Below are 20,430 nucleotides of genomic sequence, written 5' to 3'. Positions count from 1 at the left end.
GAGGGGACCGGATGCTAGAACACTATTTGACGCAACTGGAGTTGCAGGTCTTGCCACAAGCGACACACGAACATTTCACGCTCGTCCGTTACGAGCCAGGTGCGACGATTTGCGCCCAAGGTGACGACGCGCACCACCTTCATTTTCTCGTCAAAGGCAAGATTCGCGTGGCGCATACGTCGGCAACTGGCAAACGCCTCGTACTGTCGTTCAAACGTCCATTCGATTTGATCGGTGACATCGAGTACGTGCGCCGGACACCGTACTTAAATACGGTCGAGGCGGTCACGTTGGTCGAGATGCTCGTCATCCGGTTTGACGATTTGGCCCGACACGCGGCGGACGATGTGGCGTGGCTCCATTATCTGTTAGAAGAGATCACGAGAAAGTTCGAGTTGAAGTCGCAGTCGATGAGTTTCAACTTGTTTTACCCGGTCGACGTCCGGCTCGCGAGCTACTTGTTGTCGATGACGCCGGACGAGCGTGCGCTCGGGTCGACGGTCGATGAGTTGACCGATATCGCCGACTTGATCGGGACGAGTTATCGCCATGTCAATCGGACGCTCAAACGCTTCGTCGAACAAGGATTGATTGAACGGGATCGTCGGTCGATCGCAATCATCAATCGCGCCGGGTTGATCGCTGTCGCAGGGGAGAGTATTTATGAGTGAGGGGGAACGACAATGGCACTTGGAATGATGCTCGCGGTCATGGGCGGCATGCTCGTCTGTGTACAGAATACGTTCAACGCCAACGTGAAACAACGGGTCGGGGCCTGGGCGACGACGACGCTCGTCCTCGCACTTGGTTTTCTCGCCTCTCTCTTCATCGGATTGATCAGTGAAGGTGGCGGTTTGTTTGATTTACGTGACATGGAGACGTGGTACTGGTTCAGCGGCATCATCGGTGTCGGTGTCGTCATGAGCGTGACGCAAAGCGTCCAGCAGCTCGGTCCGAGTTACGCCATCTCGATCGTGATGGTGTCGCAAATCTTGTTCGCCTTGCTGTGGGATACGCTCGGCTGGTTCGGACTTGAGGCGATCCCGTTCACGTGGAAGACGGCGCTTGGCATCGTCTTGATCGTCGGCGGGGTGCTGTTGTTCCAGTTGAGTGGGAAGAAAATGACCGCGCGCCAGCAGGTAAAACAAGTAGGTTGATCTTCAGAATGATTTACGGCAATTTGTACAAGTTTGCCCGTGTTCCTGCCGTCTCACGACGGTTTGGCAATGCGGGCATTTTGTCGTGTGAGAGCCGTTCGGTTGAATGAGTGAGCGTTCCTCGAACGATGACGGATATAAAGTATAGGAACGGGTCACAATAAAACCGACGACGCCGAGCAAGACGGCTAAAATGAGGATATCCATCGAAATCCCTCCTAATAATTGGTATGCTAGTTGTATATACGCGTCATGGATGGATTTGGTTTCAAAGGGGGAGATTGGATGATTACACGGAAAGAACGGACTGAAGAACTATATGGATTGACTGAAAAGCAGTCTAGCATGGGCACGGCGCTTCGAATCGGTCTGATTGGTTTAGCCGCAGGACTATGGTTTTATGGGAATTTTTCGCTAACTCATAGTGCGATGTTTCTGTTTGTCACGACTATTGCGGTGCCGTTTAGCTATATGTCATGGAGAAAGACGCGCACGCAGCTGTCGTTCAATGACAATCGTGCGTATCAAGGATTGATTCGAGTAAAAGGGATTGGGGACATCGCGATGTTATGGGGCATGTTCGGTTTAATGATAGGACATGAATTAAACTTCTTTGAACTATCGACGCTCAGCAGCGTACTTGCCAGCATATTGGTCGTCCATTTACTGACTGCGACGTTGATCGACAAACGATTGCTCCGCATCGATGACGAGCACGTCGTCGACAGTCTGTTCGGGCTGACGAAGCGGGAGCAGATGAAACGGAAATGGGACGAGAAGTGATGGTTGATTACAAGAAATTAATTCAGGATATGTGACGAATCGGGAGTTACGCAAACAAAGACGATTTGGCTAGGAGGATTTGATGGTTGACCATACGGTAAGACTTGAACGCATGATTGAGAACGACCGAAAGCGACAGAAACAGACGCTGTATCCGACATTCGGGTTCATTGCACTGTTCATCGTTTATTTCATGACAACGGAGGTTTTGTTGCTGTTACCGATCATCTTGGTCGGACAGTTCCCGATGCTCTATAAAAGCTGGCACCGCATGAAGTTGTTGCTTACTTTCAACGACGCTGTCCGTTATCAACAAAAAGTACGGTCCGAATTTGGTTTGGCCGTCGGGAATCTCGTGTTCCTCCTAATGTTGATTATGAGTTCGATGCTCGGGTGGATCACGTTGCTTACATTCATCATCGTCATTATTGTCGGACTCATCACGTTCGTGGTGTTAGGTGTCCGCATCGATCGCGAGTTGAAAACGATTGACCCGCAACATGTGACAGGAATTGAACTCAGCAAGGTGCAACGTGAACGCAAAAAATGAAAGAACGTTTGATGGAGGCAGTGACTATGGTGGAAAAACAAGAACGACTGAAACGAATGGTCGAGAACGACCGCAACGTGAACCGGACGGCGCTTTTGCTCACGTTCGCGATTTTAGGGATCGCCTTTTACTTCATCTTCACGCAAGACATTAAAGTGGCGACGTTCGCCGTCATCATCATGGCGACCCAGTTGCCGAGTTTATATCGGGCCTGGCACCGGATGAACTTACTACTCACCTTTAGCGACGAGGCGCGCTATCAAAAGTTCGTCCGTCTCGAATTCGGCATCGTGCTCGCCAATGTCATCTTGCTCGGTATCTTTATCGCCATCGCCTGGTCGATCGAAGGCTCACTCCTCGTCTTCGCGGGAATGCTTCTCGCCTTGTTCATCCCGTTCATTTTCTTATCGGTCTGGGTGAACCGGAAGCTTGAACTGATTGACCCGGAGCATGTGACGAACCATGAGTTGCGGACGGCGCATCGCGATGCGTCGAAGAATCGGTTTAACTAGAAGGAGATAAATAAATGCACCTCACAGATGGAATGTGGCAACTGATTAACATCGTTCTGACGTTTTGTGCAACGTGGATTGGTTTTATGGTTGTCTATCGCTGGATGGAAGACTAAAACCCAGCTTCTGATTCGTCAGAGGCTGGGTTTTCTTATGAAAACATACCGACTAAACAGCCACAGATGACCATACCAGCTGTATAAAACTTGAAGCGGTGTTTTTCCCAAAACGAGTCATTCACGTTGTCACCGCCACATCATCTTGAATGCCTTCGACCATCTTCACGAACGCCTCGTCGGGGTCGGTCGTCCCGGACGCGCGCAACCAGTCTCGGAAATCTCCTTCATACAGGACACGACCTTCATGGAGGAAGATGACATGGGACTCCAGCTGGGATAAGTCATGCAGTTGGTGCGTCGAGATGAGGCACGTCCGACCGTCTTTTACGAGTCGCTGTAAATGGCGCATGATGTTGATGCGTGACGCCGGATCGACGCCGCTCGTCGGTTCGTCGAACAAGTAGAGCGATCGTTTGACCGAGGCGAGCAATGTCACGAATAGCCACTTGCGTTCTCCGACCGACATTTTGCCGAGCTTCATCTTCCACAGATGCTCGAACAGCTCTTGTTCCCGGGCGGTCGTGAGTCCGTTGACATAAGTCGCTAGTCGCTTGAAGTCAGGCCGCTTTGTGAGCCGTCCGATGAAGTACGTGAGATCTTTTCCTGTTAATTCGTTGTGATACAAAATCTGTTGCGTTAAATACAGCATGTCAGACGATGGCACGAGCTGTAGCGAGGCCCGGTCGACTGGGAGCGTCCTTGTCATACAATCAAACAACGTCGTCTTCCCGGCCCCGTTCAGGCCAATCAAGACGTTCAGTTTATTCGGATGTAGCGTGAATGAGACGTCGTCGAGCACGGGACGTGTTGCTTTCGGATAAGAGTAGGTCAAGTTTTGAATGTTCATCATTTCCTCCTAGCGTGTGACGGATGAGACGAGGTTGAAGCGATTCATCGCGAACAGGCCGACGATGACGTAACCGACAAGAGAGAGAATTGTCGTAATCAGGTTAAACGAGACGTCGACTTGCGTGACACCATGAACGACGGCAAGCGACAGTTGAAGTAGGGCATAAAACGGATTGGCATAACCGAACCAGACATCTGGCTGTTTGACGGCTAAAAGGAACAGCGGATAGGTGAGAATGTTCGCAAATTTCATCAAGCTCGATACTTTCACCGGCAGAAGCGTCAAGACGACACTCCCGAGCGCGAACGGGAAGCTGGCGAGTAATAGCAGTATTGGGCTCGCGAGCAAACCGAAAGTGAAATGACCGTGGACGAGCGTGACGACAACTGTGAACAGTAGGAGACTGATTGCGGCAAACAAGAGCTGGGCCAATAAGATGGCCAACATGTATGTATATTTGTTGCCGGAGATCATGACGTACGTCTTCATGAGACCGTATTCGCGCATTCGTGCGAGTTCGAGCGCAATCCCGTTCAAATAAGTCGCCAAGATGATGTACACCCAAAAGTACGACAAATACGTGGCGTATTCGGCAGACGTCATCGTACCGATATTTGGTGGACTGTACAGGAGGGCGACACCGAGCGGGAGTCCCATCGTTAAAAGAAATGGAACTTTATCCGTAAGGACGATTTTTGCGTACAGAAAGAAATAACTCGTGATTTGATGCATATATACCTCCGAGGTTGATATGGATTAATTCGATATACGCATTTACTAGCATGATAGTTTCAATTATTTGTAAATTTATCCGTTCATACTTTGTTTATAACTTCTGTTTATCCTTGAGGTACAACCAAAAGGAGGAATTGACAGATGAACAAAAAACTGAAGTGGGGATTAGGTGGCGGTGCCCTGGCCATCGCGTTAGGAGCTGGCATTTTCTTGATGCCGCAATCGGTCGAATATAAGTCAGAGCAAGTGGCGACGGAGACGATTGAGAACGTCTATACGTTTGCCGGTCAGGTGACGACTGTCGGAGAAGATGCGACCGGACGACTGTTGATCGACGAGCGGGATTTAGGGAAAGTCGAGGAAGGTGATGCGCTGACGATCTATGCGAACGCATTGGACACTGAACTCGAAGGAACGGTCGAATCGATTGCCGATGAAGCGGAAGCATTGACGACTCCGGGCTCGTCAGCACGTTATGCGATGAACGTCACGTTGCCTGAAACGGACGGATTACGAAACGGGATGACGCTCGAAGGCTCGATTGTCGTCGAACGTGTCGAAGAAGCAGAGACGCTATCACTCGACAGCATCACGTTTGAAGAAGGCGACGCCTACGTGTACGTCGAGGGCACGGATGGTCCGGTGAAACGGCAAGTCGAGCTCGGCATCAGCGACGGCAGCCGCGTTGAGATTAAAGACGGATTAGACGAAGATAGCGTCCTCTTAATGGATGAGGCGACAGCTGGGGGTATCATGCCACCACAGATCGGAGGAGGACAATGAGCGCACTCATTGAAGTCACCGATTTGACGAAAGCGTACGGGGCGGGTGGAAACGAACAAATCGTGTTGAACGGGATCGATTTGACGGTTCACGACGGCGAGTTCGTCGCCATCCTCGGGCCGTCTGGTTCGGGAAAATCAACGCTTATGAACATTCTCGGTTGTCTGGACGGATACACGAGCGGTCGCTACAGCTTTGGCGACCGTGACGTGACCGGGTTATCCGAGACCGAATTGTCGGCGTTCCGCAATCAGCAGATCGGGTTCATCTTTCAACAGTTCAACTTACTGCCGCGATTGACGGCAAGCGAAAACGTCGAGTTACCGCTCATCTATCAACGGCTGTCGAAGTCGGAACGAAAAGACCGGACGCACCAAATGTTGACGCGCGTCGGGCTCGGCGATAAACAGAACCATTACCCGAACCAACTGTCGGGCGGGCAACAACAACGTGTCGCCATCGCTCGGGCGCTCGTGACAAATCCGTCTCTACTGCTCGCCGATGAGCCGACCGGGGCGCTCGATCAGACGAACGGACGTCAAATTCTGAACTTATTTCATGAATTGCATGCGGAAGGGAAGACGATCATCATGATCACACATGACCTCGACATCGCCAAAGAAGCGACGCGCATCGTCTACGTTCGGGATGGCCGTATCGAGAAGGAGGAACGACGATGATTCGAGAAAATATACGTATGGCTTGGCTGACGGTGATCAGTCATAAGATGCGCTCTTTCTTGACGATTCTTGGAATTGTCATCGGGACGGCGTCCATCATCACACTCATGACGGTCATCTCAGGTGTCACGTCCTCAATCAATGAAGAAGTCGCGACGTTCGGGGCGGACCGGATGAGTGTCCAAATCGAAGATGCGACGAAGAATGGCATCAGCGTAATCGAAGTAGAACGTCTCGAAGCGATTGACGGCGTCGAGTCGTTATCGCCTACGACAAGTCATCAAGCAGGCGTCTATTTGGGCGGTCAAACGACCGAACAGAGCGTCCTTGGGAAGAGTGACGCGTTCTTCTCGGATTCGACACTCGCTTCCGGGCGTGGCATCACGCCAGTGGACATCTCGGAGCGGACGCGCGTCGCCGTAATCGGCGATACGATTGTGAAGGAATCGTTCCCGACCACGTCGCCAATCGGTGAGACGATCACTATTGGCGGGATCCGTTACATCGTCGTCGGCACGCTCGCCCCGTCTTCAGAGTTTTCGATGTCGACGGACGAGACGATTGTCATTCCGGTGACGACCGCGCTTCACCAGTTTCATGTGAATACGATTTCGACGTTTGACCTGTACACGGAATCAGGACAATCTGAGACAGTAAGTGATGAATTGACGCAGCAGTTGACGACCGCATTTAACGGTCGGGACGCGTTTACCGTCACGAGCTTTGAAGACGCCCTCGCGTCAATCGACCAAATCAACTCCTTGCTCAGCATGCTGCTCATCGGCATCGCGTCCATCTCGCTACTCGTTGGCGGTATCGGCATCATGAACATGATGCTCGTCTCGGTGACGGAGCGGACGAGTGAAATCGGCTTACGAAAAGCATTAGGCGCGACACCGGCGAAAATTCGCCAGCAGTTCTTGTTTGAATCGGTGCTCTTGTCCGTCCTCGGTGGGTTGGTCGGTGTAGTGGTCGGCGCACTCCTTGCCTTCGGTTTGACCGTCGTCATGGGTGTACCGTTCACGTTGGCTAGTTCGACCGTCGGCTTGGCACTAGGGTTTTCAGTCGTGATCGGTGTCATCTTTGGATATATCCCGGCCCGTAAGGCGTCCGCCTTGCAGCCGATTGAAGCGTTACGAAACGCATAAAGAAAGAAGGAATCTCGTATGGTCACGCTATTGCTTGTCGAAGATGATCCGGCACTCGGAGGTCTTCTGTTTGAATATTTGACGACAGCGGGCTACCGCGTGCTGTGGGCCGTTGACGGAGAGGAGGCGCTCGATCTGCTCGATCAGCAACCGATCGACGTCATCGTGACCGACATTATGATGCCGCGTCTCGATGGTCGAGCGTTGACCGAGCAACTGCGGGACGCCGGTTACACGCTCCCAATCTTAATGTTGACCGCGCTCGAGACGTTGCTTGATAAGAAGAAAGGATTCCGGGCCGGGGCCGACGACTATCTCGTCAAGCCGGTCGATCTAGAAGAACTCGAGCTCCGCATCGAGGCGATGCTACGACGAGCCAATATATATCGAGACCACCAGATTCAACTGCACGATTGCGTGTTAGACGAAACGTCACTGACGGTGATCACCCCGGTCGAGACAATCGAGGTGCCGAAGAAAGAGTTTGAGTTGCTGTATCATTTGGCGACGCATCTCAATCAAGTGTTCACGCGACAACAGTTGCTCGATCGCATTTGGGGCTATGAAACGGAAAGTGACGTCCGAACGATTGACGTCCATGTAAACCGTCTCCGGAGCCGCTTGAAGCATGTCGACGCATTTCAAATCAGTACCGTCTGGGGACTTGGGTACCGCTTGGAGTTGAAGTCATGAAGTCCTTCTTCAGTTCGATTTACGGACGTTTCCTGACCATCTTCTTCGGGCTGTTGCTCATCCCGATCTTACTGACGCTGACGCTCTTCTTGACGTTCCAAATGAATGCGTTGACGTCGCAAGTCGAGACGATGCTCGTTGAACGGGCCGAGAGCATGCTGACGGCTTCTGAGCGTTATGAATTAGGAGCCGATGAGGTCATCGACTTGTTTTCCGAACGGACGCTTATTGTCGAGACGGACCGCTACGCGGCCGCAAGTTGGTCGGTCGCGGAGCGCGCGCGTCTTGAACGAGGCGACGTGCTGACCGTAAGCGACGAGCGATTGCCTGCCGTCACGCTTTTAATCGATCGGACTGTCGTGACGTTGTCCCCGAACGCGGACGAGAACCCGGTCACGATTTTCCGCGATCTATCGTTTCAGACGTTGTTGCTCACGGCGCTCGTCTCGAGCGTGCTTGTCTTGTTCGCGGTCCGGCTCATGACGAGACGGATCGACCGGGTGACCGAGGCGGCAAGTAAAGTCGCTTCTGGTGATTTGACGGTACGGGTACATGACGGCGGGGACGATGAGATCGGCAAGCTGGCGAGTCAGTTCAATCAGATGACCGAGACGTTGGCGACGAATGAGTCTAAAAACGAGGAATTGACGGCGATTATGGCGCATGAATTCAAGACGCCGGTCGCCTCGATCCTCGGCTACGCGACGCTATTGAAACGGGCTGACGTACCGACGGAAAAACGAGTCAACTATGCGACAATGATCGAACAGGAAGGCAAGCGGCTGTCGCGGTTGTCACGTGACTTGCTGCGCCTTGCCAAGTTGGATCACTCGGTCGTCGGATTAGACGTCAGCCGCTTCTCGCTCAGTGAACAGATGCGGGAAAGTATCTTATCGTTTGAACGAGAGTCGAGTCGCAAACGGTTGAACCTGATCGCTGAGCTTGATGAAGTCGAGATGGTCGGCGATGCCGGACTGCTGCACCAAGTGTGGATCAACCTGATCCAAAATGCGATGACCCACTCTTATGACGGCGGCACGATCCGCATCAAGCTCATGCAAACGGCGGAATCGATTGTTTGCGAGATCACGGATGACGGGGAGGGCATGACCCCGGAACAAGTGAGCCGTATGTACGAGCGATTCTATCAGGCCGACCCTTCGAGACATCAAGGCGGGTCAGGACTCGGTATGGCGATCGTTCAAAAAATCGTCACGTTGCACGGTGGTCATGTAGACGTCACGAGCGAATTGAAGTCAGGGACGACGGTGCGTGTGACGCTTCCCAATCAAAAAGACAGGTAGCTGCTACCTGTCTTTTTGTCTGTCCGGCTTCAACCCGCCCGCGACGAGCGGTCCTTCAAACGTGATCGTATAAATGATGCGTGCGATATCTTCTACCGTTTCAGTTCGGTCATTATAGAGCCATTCATAAATGACGCCCATATGTGCCGACGAGATATAGGAGACTAAATAATCGGGCGGGACGAGCGACTGCGTCTCGTCAAACAAAACGGTCGGGGAACGGTGGAACAGCGCCGTGTACATGTAGGCGCGGAGTCTCGCCTGAAACTGCGGGTCGCCGTTCGGACCGAGGAGCGGTTTCATCAAAATCTTATTTTGTTCGATGAACCGGATGAACGGGACGAGTAACTGATGGGGAGCGGAGCCTTGCTGATTGCCAAAGACGTTCGGCAAATTTTTGATGAGCTTTGTTTCGGCCTCATGAAAGATCGCTTCAATCGATTTCTCCATGAGATCGTACTTATCCACATAGTGGCTGTAAAACGTCCCCCGGTTGATGCCGGCGCGTTCGGTGAGTGCCTTCACCGTGACCGCTTCAAATCCTTGTTCTTCGATCAATTCGAGCAACGCCTGTTTGATCAACTGCTTCGTCCGGACGACCCGTAAGTCTGTCTGTTCCATATTTTTTTCTCCTTTATCCAACACATTGTCGCCGTCTGTCGGAAAACCGACACTGTGACCGAGATTGATGATTGTTGGCCGTTCGAGCGCGGACTATACTGAACGTATAAACCAACACGGTGTCTTTTAGTTCAGTGTACACGAGGCAGACATCGGGAGGGAGTCCAATATGAATATTCAACTGAACGACGTCAGTAAATCGTTCGGTGACCAACTGGCCATCGATCATATCGGCTTCACGATCAACTCGGGCGATATCTGTTGTCTGCTCGGTCCTTCGGGGTCGGGGAAGACGACGCTCATCCGTTTGATGATCGGCGCATTGGCGGCAGACAAAGGATCGATTCGAGTCGGTGAGACGGTGATGCCGAACATGAACATGCTTCATAAGATTGGGTTCATGCCGCAAAACGATGGACTGTACGACGATTTGTCGGGTGAGGCGAACCTCGAGTTTTTCGGCTCGATTTATAAACTCGGCAAGGCGGCGCTCAAACAGCGCATCGACGACGTGCTCGCCCTCGTCGACTTGTCGGCTGACCGGAGAAAGCTCGTCCGTAATTATTCGGGCGGGATGAAGAAGCGGCTGTCGCTCGCCATCGCCATCCTTCATCAACCGGACGTCTTGTTTTTAGACGAGCCGACGGTCGGGATCGACCCGATTTTGCGCCGCCAGATTTGGGATCAGTTTCAAATGATTCGAGCCAGCGGGACGACGATCATCGTCTCGACCCACGTCATGGACGAGGTGCTCGAATGTGACCGGGCCGCGCTCATCTACAACGGGCGCTTGATCGCCTATGACACGGTGACGCACTTGCTCGAGCAGACCGAGAACGGCCGTGTCGAGGAACTGTTCCTCATTGCCGGACGAGAGGAGGCGAAGCACGATGCGTAACTTGGCGAAACGGGTCATCTTTCAGACGTTGAACGACAAGCGGAGCGTCGCCTTGATTTTGATCGCCCCGCTCCTCATCCTCACGCTCGTCTACTTCTTGCTCGGCGACTCGGATTACGTGCCGGTCGTCGTGCTTGATGAGGCCGCCCAGCAGCAGCTTATCGATGCGTTCGAAGCCGAGACGCTCGACGTGCGACTCGATACGGTCGAGGAGCCGGTTGCTTATTTGGAAGACAATAAAGACGTCGATGCCGTCTTCGAAGCGGGACAGGCGGGTACCATGATCACGTTGCGCGAACCGTCGACGAAATCGTCGAAAGCGGTGCGTGAGATCCAAGCGGCGTTGTCGGCGCTCAATCCGGCGGCCGATATCGAGATGAATTACGTATACGGAGAAGAAGGACAGTCGACGTTTGATTCGTTCGGCTACGTGTTCTTGTCGCTGTTCTCGTTCTTCTTCGTCTTCATCCTGTCGGCGATGGCGCTCGTCAAAGAGCGGAGCGGGGGTACGCTCGAGCGCTTGCTCATGACCCCGATCAAACGCGGACAAGTCATTTTAGGGTATACGCTCGGCTATGGCGTCTTCGCGGTCGTGCAGTCTGTCTTCATCGTGCTCTATACGATTTACGTGCTCGGGCTGACGTCGCTCGGGAGCATCGGTTGGGTATTTCTTGTGATGATTTTAATGGCCGGGACGGCCGTTTTGTTCGGGGCGACGATTTCGGTGTTCGCCCGTTCGGAGCTCCAAGTCGTCCAAATGATCCCGTTCACGATCATCCCGCAAGTGTTCTTCTCAGGATTGATCCCGCTCGACTTGATTCCATACGGGCTCGGCAATTTGAGCTACGCCATGCCGATCTTCTATGGGGCGACGGCAATCAAGGAAGTGATGGTGTACGGGAGCGGTTTCACCGGGATCTGGGGTTATGTGCTCGGTTTAATCGTTTACGCAGGCGTGCTTTATTTATTGAATATGCGGGCGCTCGGGAAGTATCGTGGGCACTAAAAAAGGATTCGAGCGTGGGCTCGAATCCTTTTTATGATCAGTTTTTAACGCCGTCACGCTTCGCGATCTTGTCGCTCACTTGTTGACCGCTCAGTGTCACCATCGGCATGCCACCGCCAGGGTTCACGGTGCCGCCGACGAAATACAGGTTGTTGTACAGCTCGCTTTGCTTCTTATGCTTGAAGCCGCCGTTCCGTTTTTTATCTGCGACGGTGCCGTAAATCGCGCCCCGGTCCGATCCATACGTGCGTTCGATGTCATGAGGCGTCCAGACGTCGCGCGTCACCGTGTTGTCTCGTAACCCGGCCAAGCCCATGCGTTCGAGCTTATCGAGGACGCGTTCTTCAAACGCCGCATACTCTTCTGGTGTGAACGGTTCGTCTTGGATGTACGGGATGTGCGGCAGGATTTTAATGTTTTCGTGTCCTGCCGGCGCTTGTGTCGGGTCGGTCTTATTGACGTTCACCAAATAGATGGTCGGGTCGTCCGGTAGCTCGTGTTTCTCGAAGATCTTATCCATCTGTTCGTGCAAGTTCTCGGAGAAGAAGAAGTTGTGGTGGCCTAAGGCCGGATACTCTTTTTTGACGCCGAGATGAATCACGAAGCCAGAACTCGCCGGTTCATACTTTTTCACGAGCTTGTCGACATAGTCTTCATCCGCATCGACCATCTTTTGATAGAACGGGATGACTTCCATGTTGGAGACGAAGTAATCGGCTGACCGGAGTCGGCCGTCCTCGAGCTCGATGGCGGTGATCTTCTCGTTGATCGTATGGGCACGGACGACACCTTGCCCCGTATGGATTTGGACGCCTATCTCCTCGGCGAGTTTCGTCAATCCTTCGGCCAATTTGTGCGTGCCGCCTTCGACGTACCAGCAGCCTTGCGCGTACTGCATATAAATCATCATGTTGAGCACGGCCGGGGCACTGTAAGGAGACGAACCGACGTATTTGACGTAGTAGGAGAGCATCGTCCGTAAATGCGGGTTGCTGATCCGTTTTGAGATCCCGTCGTACATCGTCGACGTCAAGTCAAATCCGAACAACGTCGAAAACAGGCCGGTCTTCGCCACCGCTTCTAGCGGTGATTCAAACCCTTCCTTCAAGTAACTCTTCTCGGTCGTATGGTAGATGCGCTCGGCATAGTCCAATAGTGCCCGATACTCTTCCATGTCTTTGTGTGACAGCGTCGGATTGGCACGCTCCATCACGTCGAGGTCGTGATATAGATCTAATACCGTGCCGTCCGGGAAGAACGAGCGCCACTCGAGATCGAGGCGTTTGATCGGCACGTAGTCCGCCATCCGCTTGCCGCTACCCGTGAACAATTTTTCGAAGATGTACGGCATCGTTAAAATCGACGGACCGAGGTCGAAGCCGAACCCGTTTTGCTCGAGCCGATTCACTTTCCCACCGATATGGCCGTTCTTTTCATATAAGGAAACCTCATACCCTTGTTGAGCGAGAGAAATGGCCGCTGACAAGCCGCCAAGTCCTCCCCCGATCACAATCACAGACTTGTTCACGTTGTTCATATACCGTGTCGCCTTCCTTCCAACATCTATTTTGCATACATTCAGCTTTTAAGTACTTTGCCGTCGGTCGACAGATTCCCTGCCTTGACGAGGAGGGGAAGATGCAATTCTGCACATTCAACATATAAACCGTTGGCATTCGATTCTTCTCCGTATACATACCCGTTTGGATACGTTTGGAATCTGAATGTATGAAGTGAGTGGCGGCCGTTAAAGGGAAAGAATCCAATCTTTCGTTTGATGGAAAATCGGGACGCGTTCAGCTAACTGAATCACGGTGAACCACGCACCGGTATAACCAAGCGCGGATAAGACGTTATAGAACGTATACGTTCGAAACGACAACGAGGTGAATCCGGCGACATAGTGGATCGGGTGGCGCAAACCAGGAATAAAGTAGGAGACAAGAATGACGCGTGCTCCGTATCGTGCATACAGCGCCTCGGCTCGTTTTAAATAACGCGAATCACGTTTTGAAGTTGGGATGAATCGATTCAATCCGCGGCCAATCAAATAAAACCAACTAAAGGCAAACGTGAAGACCATCCAAGTGGATATGAACACGATCCATTCGGGAACTGTCGTCACGGCTGTAATCGTCAAATGGGTGACCATCAAGACGTCATCGGACAACGGTGTAAACATGATACCGATTGCGAGCACCACGTATTGTGTAAGTATTGTTTCCAATCGAGTCACTCCTTCTAACGTCTAGTATGGAGCGATAAGCGTAAGAAGTGTTTAGCAGAGTCTTAAGAAATGTTAAGAAGTTCAACAGAATGCGTTGTGATGCGCTCGGTACACTTCATATAGGTATATAACTAAAACGTGAATCTGCATGTTTTTGCCGTTTCACAGGCGAAAGTGTATGGGAAATGTAAAAGATGCTACGCTAGTTGAACAAGATGAATTCAAAGTTCGTCTGTCAACACGTAGTGCACGAAGTGAGGGGGGAGAGAATGCGTCCACAACCGACAATTCTGATTGCCGATGACGATGAGGCGATCCGCGAGTTGCTCGCCATTTATTTAAAAAATGAAGGATACGCCTTGCGATTTGCAAAGACGGGTCAAGAAGTGCTTGACGTCGTCGCACACGAAGCCATCGATTTACTCATCCTTGATTGGATGATGCCCGTCATGGACGGCATCGAGGCCTGTATTGAAATTCGCAAGACGCAGTTCATGCCAATCCTCATGCTGACAGCAAAGACAAGCGATTTGGATCTGATGCAAGGCATCTCGATTGGTGCGGACGATTACATGAAGAAGCCATTCAATCCGCTTGAGGTGACACTTCGCGTGAAGTCGCTACTTCGACGCTACCGGGACTACGGTGCTGACCAGTCGGCCCAGTCCGGCGTGCTCATTTTTGATGACGTCACACTCGATATTCAAACAAGACAATGCACGAAAGGGGACACCTCGATTCGGCTGACACCGAAAGAGTTTGATATCCTCGCCTACTTCATGCGCCATCCGAACCAAGTGCTGACGGTCGAACAGATTTATGAGGCGGTTTGGGGAGAAGACGCGTTTGAAGTCGACAATACGGTCATGGTCCATATCACGAAAATTCGCGAGAAGATTGAAGAGACGCCGCGGAAACCTTCGTACATTAAAACGGTATGGGGCGTGGGGTACCGCCTATGAAAAAGCGACAGTGGGACCGGTTACTCGTTAAATTAATCGGGATTATCCTAATCAACGCCCTCATCGCCACGATTGCGTTTCTAATTATGGGCTATTTGATTAGCTTGTATTATATTCAGAACGAGACCACACCTGATCCGTTGATTTATAATCTTGCTTTCTTAAGCGTGACATTTATTACAATTATCATTTTTGTGATTGGCTTTTCATTGATGACGCGAAAGACGCTGCAAAAAATCACGGATTTATCAAACGAGATTGAACAAATCGCAAACGGAGATCTTGGACGAACCGTTGAAGTGACGGGGCGAGATGAACTCGCTACACTTGCAGAGAGCGTCAACCAAATGTCGAGGCAGTTGCATCAATTGTTCGAGAAAGAACGGTCGCATGAGGAAGAACGAAATCAACTGTTCTCTAACTTGTCCCATGATTTACGTACCCCGTTGACGAGCGTTCGCGGCTATGTTCAGCTACTCCAAACTGAACGGGAATGGACAGATCAAGAGCAAAGTCACTTCAACGTATTACATGAAAAAACGGCACAGCTCGAACATCTTCTCGATCAACTGATGGATGTGAATCGGTTGTATTCCGCACAAGTGACGTTATCGAAACGTCGCTTGAATATCAGCTTGTTGACGAGCCAATTGGTGCACGAACTACAACCGTTGTTTGCTGAAAAGGGATACCGTTTAATCGTGAACATCCAACCGGAAGTCTACGTGGAAGCTGACCAAGAGCAGCTCATCCGTGTCTTTCAAAATTTGATGTCGAATGCGTTAAAATATGCGACAGCTGAAAATCCGATTGAACTGACACTCGTCCAACAGGAAGCAGTGGTTGAGTGGCAACTCTGTAACGGGACGGCACAACAGACGATCGATGCGATGGATCAATTGTTCGACCGGACATACCGTGTCGATGCATCACGAGGTGAGACACCAGGCGACGGGCTCGGGTTATCGATCGCACGTCAAATCATGTTGCTTCATGAGGGGACGCTCACGGTGCATTCACCGGAAGCAGGACGCATTTGTTTTCGGGCGTGCTTTGCGCTTCGTATGTAAACAGTTGTCAATAGACACAAACACCGAATCAGCTTTCGCTAGATTCGGTGTTTGTGCGTTTTTGACCGATGTATTGAATGATTGCGGATGTACCTTGATGAAGTATTCCTTCGTGTCGTTCCACAACACCTTCAAACAAGCGGCACGTGTTGAGTGAGCCAGTGAAGGTAGAGAAATCATGCGCTGTGTATAAGAGAGTCTTTTCTTTTGGTCCGCCCGTCCCATAAGCGAGTTGCTCTTCACTATACACTTCTGTCACGAAGTAGCCTCCTGGCTTCAATGCCCGCGTGATCCCGGTAAAGACGGCCGTTTTCACTTCTTTCGGGAAATGACCGTATATACATAAAACGGCATCGTAAGCCTGTTCAGGCCAGTTCGCTTCAGCCAAATCGACGAGACGGGTCTGCAGCGTCACGCCGCGACGTTCGGCCAACCGTGTAGCTTTGTCTAACCCGACTTGCGAATAGTCCCACATTTCGACGTGGAGTCCTTGCTCCGCGAGCCAAACGGCGTTTCTGCCTTCTCCTTCGGCGATCGCGAGAACGGTCATTCCTTTTTTGAACAAGTGCGCTTGTTGCTTCACGAACTCATTTGGTTCTTCTCCATAGACATACTCATCTGTATCAAAACGTTGATCCCAAGTTGACATGTGATGTTCCTCCTTATCGACGTCGAGCCGGCATGCGATCTCGTCTCTTCATTTTACTCGATGAACAAAAAAAGCATCCGAGCAGATGCTCTGAATGCTTGTTAGCGTTTAAGTAGCAAGACGACGCCCGTTACGAGAAGCGTGAGTCCGCTGAATAACCGTACTTGATTGCAAGTCACTATCGTTCACCCCTATAAGTCATGATCGTTCGTTCATTTTTTGGCGGCCCGGATTTGGGTCCGTCCCATCTCTTTATAGATAGAGAGAATCTCGGTGCCGTAGTTGCCTTTTGGCTGCATCGCCCATTTGCGATGCAAGGCCGGCCATGTCGTCGCAGAGCCTCGTTTCACATAATGGAAGCGCGGGTCGACGCGGGTCGAGTTTAACGCTTCTTTAGAAGCATAGGCTTTCAAATGTTGAATCTGTGCCGTCACGCCTTGGTGCGGGGAGCGGAAGAAATGGCCTTTGACACCTTTGCCGACTGTACCGATCCCTGAGTAATTGTGCTGCTTCGGAAGGACATCCCCGCCGTAGCGGAAGTAACCTGTCTCTTTCAATGCTTGGGCAAAGGCGACGTCCCCGCGGACGCCTTCTTTTGCGCCGATGATGACGAACAGTTTGGCGAGCTCTTCGACTGTCACGCCATGAAGGCGGACGGTTCTAGGATTTTTCGCTTTCACGTAGTCTGCCATCTGTTTAGGAGTTAAAGTCGATGCTCCCATAATAGCACGATTCTCTTTCTTTGGCGCGGCTTCGGCCGATGTTTCGAAGGTGAAGCATGAAGTTAAAATCAAGATCATAGCTAAGCCAAAAGCGAGCACTTTTTTCATCAAGACATCCTCCGATTCGATTGAATAAACTATACAGATAATACCATATTATTCAGAGTCACAATCATTAATTTTAGCTAAAAAGGGAACATAATCCAAATTTGCGTCGTAGATTAGAATTGAGGTGAGGGGAATGGATAAACAAGCACGTGCCATAGCGCTAAAACGGCATCAACAGAAACGAAATCGTTCTCAAATTAGTCTCGCTCTATTACTCGTTTTGACGTTTATACTCGCATATCAAATCGGACAGTTTTATATCGGGCTCGGAATTGGGGTTATCTTGTCTATCGTTGTGACGGGATGGCTCCATTATAAGGAGAGTCAGTTCGCGCGGAGTATGGCGCCTGAGGCGAACGTCAAGCGATTGATTAGTCGGCAGTACATATGGACATTTTTGTTCATGATGTTACCAAGTTTGATTTTATTTGTCATGGTTCTATTAGGTCGCCCACTCCTCGGCTTATTTTTTATAGTTGCAGTCGCAGGTCAGTATGTGGTGCAGTGGTATTATGAGCAACAAATTCGGTTGCTTGACCCGGAGCAACCGAGACGGGCAGATGTTCGAGAACAATCGATTTAGAGAGGCGGTACCACATGTTTACAGCATATCAATTCCAGATTAAATTGCTGGGGAGTCCGACCCCTGTATGGCGCCGGTTCATCATCCCGGCGGAGACGAATTTCAAACGGCTTCATGACGCGATTCAACTCGTCATGTGGTGGGAAGATTCACATTTGGCAAAATTCGAGGACGATTTACGTAACCCGACGTTCCGCTTCGTGTTAAATCCTGAAGAAGTGTATGAACACAAAGATCGTCTCGCGTATTTAAAGGCTCAGTCAAAGCTGAGCGAATTTGAAACGAACCTATTGGAACGGTTCAAGCAAGTAACGGTCCGGGACATGAAAAACGTGAAGCTCCCGAGTATCATCGAGTCCCATCAAACACTCTACTACACGTACGACTATGGGGACGATTGGCAACATGAACTGATTCTGGAGAAAGTCATCGCCGATTATCCGCACCCGCATCCGATGGTGACGGAGTGGGAGGGCGAGACGCCGTTCGAGGATATCGGTGGCATGGCTGGAAACATACACCTGCAAGAGATTTTAAATGATCCGAACCATCCGCAACATGAAGAAATGATTGAGTTAGGAAAAGAAGTTGAGCCGTATGAAGTCGATCGCATCAACTTTTTGTTGAAAGAGTATGTGACGGTGAAGCGAGTGAAATAGCACGCAAAGAAAGCCGTCCTGTGAGAACAGGGCGGCTTTTCGTATAACTTAATTCGCTTTTTTGAGCTCTTGCTCTTCTTCCTTGAAATCGAGTTTTCGAACATCGACCCGTTTCACGAAAAATGCTAATACAAGCGCAAGTAAGTTCATCGCGAGCGCAACATAAAACGACACTTGAATCCCTGACAGTAGCGCTTGTTGCGTTAACGCGCCCATTCCGCTCTCAGTGAGTGTCGACGGGTCGACGCCGGTCATGAGTGACTCGGCTTCAGTCCGCGTCACTGAGTTCATAATTGTCACCAAAATAGCCGTTCCAATCGCACCGGACACTTGTTGTGCCGTGTTGTTGATGGCCGTGCCGTGCGGGTTAAGGTGTGTCGGCAACTGGTTGAGACCGTTAGTCATGATGGGCATCATGACCATCGACATCCCGAACATGCGAAGCGTGTACGTCGTGACGATATACGCATACGTCGAATCGAGTTGAACGTTCGCGAGCATATACGTCGAGATCGCGGTGATGGTGAGACCTGTGATGGAGAGTAACTTCGGTCCGAACTTATCGAACAGTTTCCCCGTGATCGGTGACATGATCCCCATGATGATGGCACCTGGCAACAGCATCAGTCCTGAATCGAGCGGCGAGATGCCGCGGACGCTTTGGACGTAGGCCGGTGTCAAAATCATCCCGGAGAACATGGCGACCGCGTTGACCATCGCGATGATCGATGCGAGTGCGAACATCGGATATTTATACGCCCGTAAGTCGAGGAGCGGTTTTTCCATGTTGAGCTGGCGGACGACGAACGCGATCAACGCGACGAGACCGACGATCATCGTCGTCAAGACGATCGGGTTGTCCCAACCGTCCGAACTGGCCGAACTGACGCCGTATAAAATTCCGCCAAAGCCGAGCGTCGACAAGACGAGCGACAAGTAGTCGAGCGATTGGTCTTTGTTTTGAACCATGACGTTCTCGGCTTTCCAAACGGCAAGTCCAAGCCCGATGATGGCGAGCGGGAGAATCATCTCAAACAAGACACGCCAGTCATAATACTCGACGATATAGCCCGACAGTGTCGGACCGATCGCCGGTGCCGTGATCATGACGAGCCCGAAGATTCCCATCGCCGTTCCGCGCTTCTCACGCGGGAAACTGACGAGCATGACGTTCATCAAGAGCGGTCCCATCGTCGAGGCACCGACCGCTTGAATCATCCGCCCTGAGAGCAACCAGCCGAACGTTGGCGAGAAGGCGGCAATCGCCGTCCCGAGGGCGAAAATCGCCATCGAGGTGATGAAGAGCGCCCGGTTTGAGAAGCGGGTGATCAAGTAGGCCGATGCTGGGACGAGGACGCCCGTAACAAGCATAAAGCCGGTCGCGAGCCATTGGACGGTCGAATAGTCGGCGATGTCCAAATCGACCATGATCGATGGAAGCGCGACGTTAAGTAATGAGTTGTTCAAGAAGGCGATGAACGCCCCGACGAACAAAACCGCAAGCATGAGGTACGGCGGTTTCTTTTGGAATTCTGGTTTCATACGAGTTGCTCCTTTATTTTCTAAATAGTTATATACTAGTAAGTGTCGATGTGATGATTTTATACCCAT

General features: G+C 51.3%; 25 protein-coding genes. 16 read left to right on the top strand and 9 right to left on the bottom strand.

Translation table 11 applies throughout. The annotated features are described in order from the left end of the window. Window positions 1-11: 11 nt before the first annotated feature. The gene (locus EVJ20_RS12870; RefSeq protein ID WP_131466287.1) at window positions 12-671 is read left to right on the top strand and encodes a Crp/Fnr family transcriptional regulator; all 660 of its coding nucleotides are present in this window, start codon (window positions 12-14) and stop codon (window positions 669-671) included. 12 nt (window positions 672-683) lie between these two features. Next, a complete protein-coding gene (locus tag EVJ20_RS12865; RefSeq protein WP_070329049.1) occupies window positions 684-1,157 on the top strand; it encodes a DMT family transporter in 474 nt (157 codons plus the stop codon). A gap of 3 nt (window positions 1,158-1,160) precedes the next feature. Here EVJ20_RS12865 and EVJ20_RS12860 read toward each other — a convergent pair whose 3' ends face one another. Then, the gene (locus EVJ20_RS12860) at window positions 1,161-1,364 is read right to left on the bottom strand and encodes a hypothetical protein (RefSeq protein WP_131466285.1); all 204 of its coding nucleotides are present in this window, start codon (window positions 1,362-1,364) and stop codon (window positions 1,161-1,163) included. Window positions 1,365-1,442: 78 nt separating this feature from the next. Between EVJ20_RS12860 and EVJ20_RS12855 the strand changes: the two genes are divergently transcribed. The 3 genes from EVJ20_RS12855 (at window position 1,443) to EVJ20_RS12845 (ending at window position 3,002) form a co-directional block, all read left to right on the top strand. Next, entirely contained in the window at window positions 1,443-1,940 is a 498-nt protein-coding gene (locus EVJ20_RS12855) for a hypothetical protein (protein ID WP_131466283.1), read from the top strand. Window positions 1,941-2,022: 82 nt separating this feature from the next. Beyond that, on the top strand, window positions 2,023-2,490 hold the full coding sequence (locus EVJ20_RS12850) for a hypothetical protein (protein WP_131508405.1): 468 nt from the start codon (window positions 2,023-2,025) through the stop codon (window positions 2,488-2,490). A gap of 26 nt (window positions 2,491-2,516) precedes the next feature. Then, window positions 2,517-3,002 carry a hypothetical protein gene (locus EVJ20_RS12845; protein WP_131508403.1) on the top strand — a complete coding sequence of 162 codons (486 nt, stop codon included), beginning with the start codon at window positions 2,517-2,519 and terminating at the stop codon, window positions 3,000-3,002. Between the two features lie 237 nt (window positions 3,003-3,239). On the opposite strand, the gene EVJ20_RS12840 is transcribed toward EVJ20_RS12845, so the two are convergent. Then, complete coding sequence (locus EVJ20_RS12840; protein WP_131490719.1) at window positions 3,240-3,968, bottom strand: AAA family ATPase; 729 nt, start codon at window positions 3,966-3,968, stop codon at window positions 3,240-3,242. A 9-nt stretch (window positions 3,969-3,977) separates the two neighbouring features. Continuing rightward, window positions 3,978-4,703, bottom strand: a complete 726-nt coding sequence (locus EVJ20_RS12835) for a hypothetical protein (protein WP_070329057.1) — start codon at window positions 4,701-4,703, stop codon at window positions 3,978-3,980. 144 nt (window positions 4,704-4,847) lie between these two features. On the opposite strand from EVJ20_RS12835, the gene EVJ20_RS12830 reads away from it, so the two are divergent. Genes EVJ20_RS12830 through EVJ20_RS12810 form a run of 5 tightly spaced genes read left to right on the top strand, consistent with a single transcriptional unit; the run spans window position 4,848 to window position 9,314 of the window. After that, window positions 4,848-5,489 (top strand): efflux RND transporter periplasmic adaptor subunit, encoded by a 642-nt coding sequence (locus EVJ20_RS12830; protein WP_071398966.1) that lies wholly within the window; start codon window positions 4,848-4,850, stop codon window positions 5,487-5,489. Next, on the top strand, window positions 5,486-6,169 hold the full coding sequence (locus EVJ20_RS12825; protein WP_131458961.1) for an ABC transporter ATP-binding protein: 684 nt from the start codon (window positions 5,486-5,488) through the stop codon (window positions 6,167-6,169). The genes EVJ20_RS12830 and EVJ20_RS12825 overlap by 4 nt, the downstream gene beginning before the upstream one ends. Then, window positions 6,166-7,317, top strand: a complete 1,152-nt coding sequence (locus EVJ20_RS12820) for an ABC transporter permease (RefSeq protein ID WP_236636429.1) — start codon at window positions 6,166-6,168, stop codon at window positions 7,315-7,317. The genes EVJ20_RS12825 and EVJ20_RS12820 overlap by 4 nt, the downstream gene beginning before the upstream one ends. An 18-nt stretch (window positions 7,318-7,335) precedes the next feature. Then, entirely contained in the window at window positions 7,336-8,010 is a 675-nt protein-coding gene (locus EVJ20_RS12815; protein ID WP_131490721.1) for a response regulator transcription factor, read from the top strand. Continuing rightward, the gene (locus EVJ20_RS12810) at window positions 8,007-9,314 is read left to right on the top strand and encodes a HAMP domain-containing sensor histidine kinase (RefSeq protein WP_131490722.1); all 1,308 of its coding nucleotides are present in this window, start codon (window positions 8,007-8,009) and stop codon (window positions 9,312-9,314) included. Before EVJ20_RS12815 ends, EVJ20_RS12810 begins: the two co-directional genes overlap by 4 nt. A gap of 3 nt (window positions 9,315-9,317) precedes the next feature. Here the strand turns inward: EVJ20_RS12810 and EVJ20_RS12805 are convergent, their stop codons facing one another. Next, a complete protein-coding gene (locus tag EVJ20_RS12805; RefSeq protein ID WP_131468174.1) occupies window positions 9,318-9,935 on the bottom strand; it encodes a TetR/AcrR family transcriptional regulator in 618 nt (205 codons plus the stop codon). A 169-nt stretch (window positions 9,936-10,104) separates the two neighbouring features. On the opposite strand from EVJ20_RS12805, the gene EVJ20_RS12800 reads away from it, so the two are divergent. Beyond that, window positions 10,105-10,833 carry an ABC transporter ATP-binding protein gene (locus EVJ20_RS12800; protein WP_131490724.1) on the top strand — a complete coding sequence of 243 codons (729 nt, stop codon included), beginning with the start codon at window positions 10,105-10,107 and terminating at the stop codon, window positions 10,831-10,833. Then, a complete protein-coding gene (locus tag EVJ20_RS12795) occupies window positions 10,826-11,839 on the top strand; it encodes an ABC transporter permease (RefSeq protein ID WP_131508401.1) in 1,014 nt (337 codons plus the stop codon). The genes EVJ20_RS12800 and EVJ20_RS12795 overlap by 8 nt, the downstream gene beginning before the upstream one ends. A 37-nt stretch (window positions 11,840-11,876) precedes the next feature. On the opposite strand, the gene EVJ20_RS12790 is transcribed toward EVJ20_RS12795, so the two are convergent. Both EVJ20_RS12790 and EVJ20_RS12785 read right to left on the bottom strand, forming a co-directional pair. Continuing rightward, window positions 11,877-13,376, bottom strand: a complete 1,500-nt coding sequence (locus EVJ20_RS12790) for a phytoene desaturase family protein (RefSeq protein ID WP_131508399.1) — start codon at window positions 13,374-13,376, stop codon at window positions 11,877-11,879. Between the two features lie 210 nt (window positions 13,377-13,586). Further along, window positions 13,587-14,066, bottom strand: a complete 480-nt coding sequence (locus EVJ20_RS12785; RefSeq protein WP_131466262.1) for a DedA family protein — start codon at window positions 14,064-14,066, stop codon at window positions 13,587-13,589. A gap of 269 nt (window positions 14,067-14,335) precedes the next feature. On the opposite strand from EVJ20_RS12785, the gene EVJ20_RS12780 reads away from it, so the two are divergent. Together EVJ20_RS12780 and EVJ20_RS12775 are read left to right on the top strand one after the other, a co-directional pair. Then, a complete protein-coding gene (locus EVJ20_RS12780; RefSeq protein WP_071398959.1) occupies window positions 14,336-15,028 on the top strand; it encodes a response regulator transcription factor in 693 nt (230 codons plus the stop codon). Beyond that, entirely contained in the window at window positions 15,025-16,098 is a 1,074-nt protein-coding gene (locus tag EVJ20_RS12775) for a HAMP domain-containing sensor histidine kinase (protein ID WP_161567034.1), read from the top strand. Before EVJ20_RS12780 ends, EVJ20_RS12775 begins: the two co-directional genes overlap by 4 nt. A gap of 28 nt (window positions 16,099-16,126) precedes the next feature. Here EVJ20_RS12775 and EVJ20_RS12770 read toward each other — a convergent pair whose 3' ends face one another. After that, complete coding sequence (locus tag EVJ20_RS12770) at window positions 16,127-16,747, bottom strand: SAM-dependent methyltransferase (protein ID WP_131466258.1); 621 nt, start codon at window positions 16,745-16,747, stop codon at window positions 16,127-16,129. A gap of 212 nt (window positions 16,748-16,959) precedes the next feature. After that, window positions 16,960-17,577 (bottom strand): glucosaminidase domain-containing protein, encoded by a 618-nt coding sequence (locus EVJ20_RS12765; RefSeq protein ID WP_131508397.1) that lies wholly within the window; start codon window positions 17,575-17,577, stop codon window positions 16,960-16,962. A gap of 133 nt (window positions 17,578-17,710) precedes the next feature. On the opposite strand from EVJ20_RS12765, the gene EVJ20_RS12760 reads away from it, so the two are divergent. Continuing rightward, window positions 17,711-18,160, top strand: coding sequence for a hypothetical protein (locus EVJ20_RS12760; RefSeq protein ID WP_131508395.1), 450 nt, complete (start codon window positions 17,711-17,713; stop codon window positions 18,158-18,160). Window positions 18,161-18,174: 14 nt separating this feature from the next. Next, on the top strand, window positions 18,175-18,819 hold the full coding sequence (locus EVJ20_RS12755) for a plasmid pRiA4b ORF-3 family protein (RefSeq protein ID WP_070329070.1): 645 nt from the start codon (window positions 18,175-18,177) through the stop codon (window positions 18,817-18,819). A gap of 48 nt (window positions 18,820-18,867) precedes the next feature. Here EVJ20_RS12755 and EVJ20_RS12750 read toward each other — a convergent pair whose 3' ends face one another. Beyond that, the gene (locus EVJ20_RS12750) at window positions 18,868-20,361 is read right to left on the bottom strand and encodes a DHA2 family efflux MFS transporter permease subunit (RefSeq protein WP_131508393.1); all 1,494 of its coding nucleotides are present in this window, start codon (window positions 20,359-20,361) and stop codon (window positions 18,868-18,870) included. Window positions 20,362-20,430 lie beyond the last annotated feature (69 nt).

Origin of the sequence: Exiguobacterium sp. SH0S1, assembly GCF_004337165.1 — a bacterium.
GTDB lineage: Bacteria > Bacillota > Bacilli > Exiguobacteriales > Exiguobacteriaceae > Exiguobacterium > Exiguobacterium aurantiacum_A.
The sequence above is the reverse complement of the archived record's forward strand: the minus strand, read 5'-3'. Positions and strand labels throughout refer to the sequence as shown.

What these genes read in the sequence shown, in the direction of transcription:
- EVJ20_RS12870 (WP_131466287.1), top strand. Translation starts at nt 12, where the DNA reads ATGCTAGAACACTATTTGACGCAACTGGAGTTGCAGGTCTTGCCACAA.
- EVJ20_RS12865 (WP_070329049.1), top strand. Translation starts at nt 684, where the DNA reads ATGGCACTTGGAATGATGCTCGCGGTCATGGGCGGCATGCTCGTCTGT.
- EVJ20_RS12860 (WP_131466285.1), bottom strand. Translation starts at nt 1,364, where the DNA reads ATGGATATCCTCATTTTAGCCGTCTTGCTCGGCGTCGTCGGTTTTATT.
- EVJ20_RS12855 (WP_131466283.1), top strand. Translation starts at nt 1,443, where the DNA reads ATGATTACACGGAAAGAACGGACTGAAGAACTATATGGATTGACTGAA.
- EVJ20_RS12850 (WP_131508405.1), top strand. Translation starts at nt 2,023, where the DNA reads ATGGTTGACCATACGGTAAGACTTGAACGCATGATTGAGAACGACCGA.
- EVJ20_RS12845 (WP_131508403.1), top strand. Translation starts at nt 2,517, where the DNA reads ATGGTGGAAAAACAAGAACGACTGAAACGAATGGTCGAGAACGACCGC.
- EVJ20_RS12840 (WP_131490719.1), bottom strand. Translation starts at nt 3,968, where the DNA reads ATGAACATTCAAAACTTGACCTACTCTTATCCGAAAGCAACACGTCCC.
- EVJ20_RS12835 (WP_070329057.1), bottom strand. Translation starts at nt 4,703, where the DNA reads ATGCATCAAATCACGAGTTATTTCTTTCTGTACGCAAAAATCGTCCTT.
- EVJ20_RS12830 (WP_071398966.1), top strand. Translation starts at nt 4,848, where the DNA reads ATGAACAAAAAACTGAAGTGGGGATTAGGTGGCGGTGCCCTGGCCATC.
- EVJ20_RS12825 (WP_131458961.1), top strand. Translation starts at nt 5,486, where the DNA reads ATGAGCGCACTCATTGAAGTCACCGATTTGACGAAAGCGTACGGGGCG.
- EVJ20_RS12820 (WP_236636429.1), top strand. Translation starts at nt 6,166, where the DNA reads ATGATTCGAGAAAATATACGTATGGCTTGGCTGACGGTGATCAGTCAT.
- EVJ20_RS12815 (WP_131490721.1), top strand. Translation starts at nt 7,336, where the DNA reads ATGGTCACGCTATTGCTTGTCGAAGATGATCCGGCACTCGGAGGTCTT.
- EVJ20_RS12810 (WP_131490722.1), top strand. Translation starts at nt 8,007, where the DNA reads ATGAAGTCCTTCTTCAGTTCGATTTACGGACGTTTCCTGACCATCTTC.
- EVJ20_RS12805 (WP_131468174.1), bottom strand. Translation starts at nt 9,935, where the DNA reads ATGGAACAGACAGACTTACGGGTCGTCCGGACGAAGCAGTTGATCAAA.
- EVJ20_RS12800 (WP_131490724.1), top strand. Translation starts at nt 10,105, where the DNA reads ATGAATATTCAACTGAACGACGTCAGTAAATCGTTCGGTGACCAACTG.
- EVJ20_RS12795 (WP_131508401.1), top strand. Translation starts at nt 10,826, where the DNA reads ATGCGTAACTTGGCGAAACGGGTCATCTTTCAGACGTTGAACGACAAG.
- EVJ20_RS12790 (WP_131508399.1), bottom strand. Translation starts at nt 13,376, where the DNA reads ATGAACAACGTGAACAAGTCTGTGATTGTGATCGGGGGAGGACTTGGC.
- EVJ20_RS12780 (WP_071398959.1), top strand. Translation starts at nt 14,336, where the DNA reads ATGCGTCCACAACCGACAATTCTGATTGCCGATGACGATGAGGCGATC.
- EVJ20_RS12775 (WP_161567034.1), top strand. Translation starts at nt 15,025, where the DNA reads ATGAAAAAGCGACAGTGGGACCGGTTACTCGTTAAATTAATCGGGATT.
- EVJ20_RS12770 (WP_131466258.1), bottom strand. Translation starts at nt 16,747, where the DNA reads ATGTCAACTTGGGATCAACGTTTTGATACAGATGAGTATGTCTATGGA.
- EVJ20_RS12765 (WP_131508397.1), bottom strand. Translation starts at nt 17,577, where the DNA reads ATGAAAAAAGTGCTCGCTTTTGGCTTAGCTATGATCTTGATTTTAACT.
- EVJ20_RS12760 (WP_131508395.1), top strand. Translation starts at nt 17,711, where the DNA reads ATGGATAAACAAGCACGTGCCATAGCGCTAAAACGGCATCAACAGAAA.
- EVJ20_RS12755 (WP_070329070.1), top strand. Translation starts at nt 18,175, where the DNA reads ATGTTTACAGCATATCAATTCCAGATTAAATTGCTGGGGAGTCCGACC.
- EVJ20_RS12750 (WP_131508393.1), bottom strand. Translation starts at nt 20,361, where the DNA reads ATGAAACCAGAATTCCAAAAGAAACCGCCGTACCTCATGCTTGCGGTT.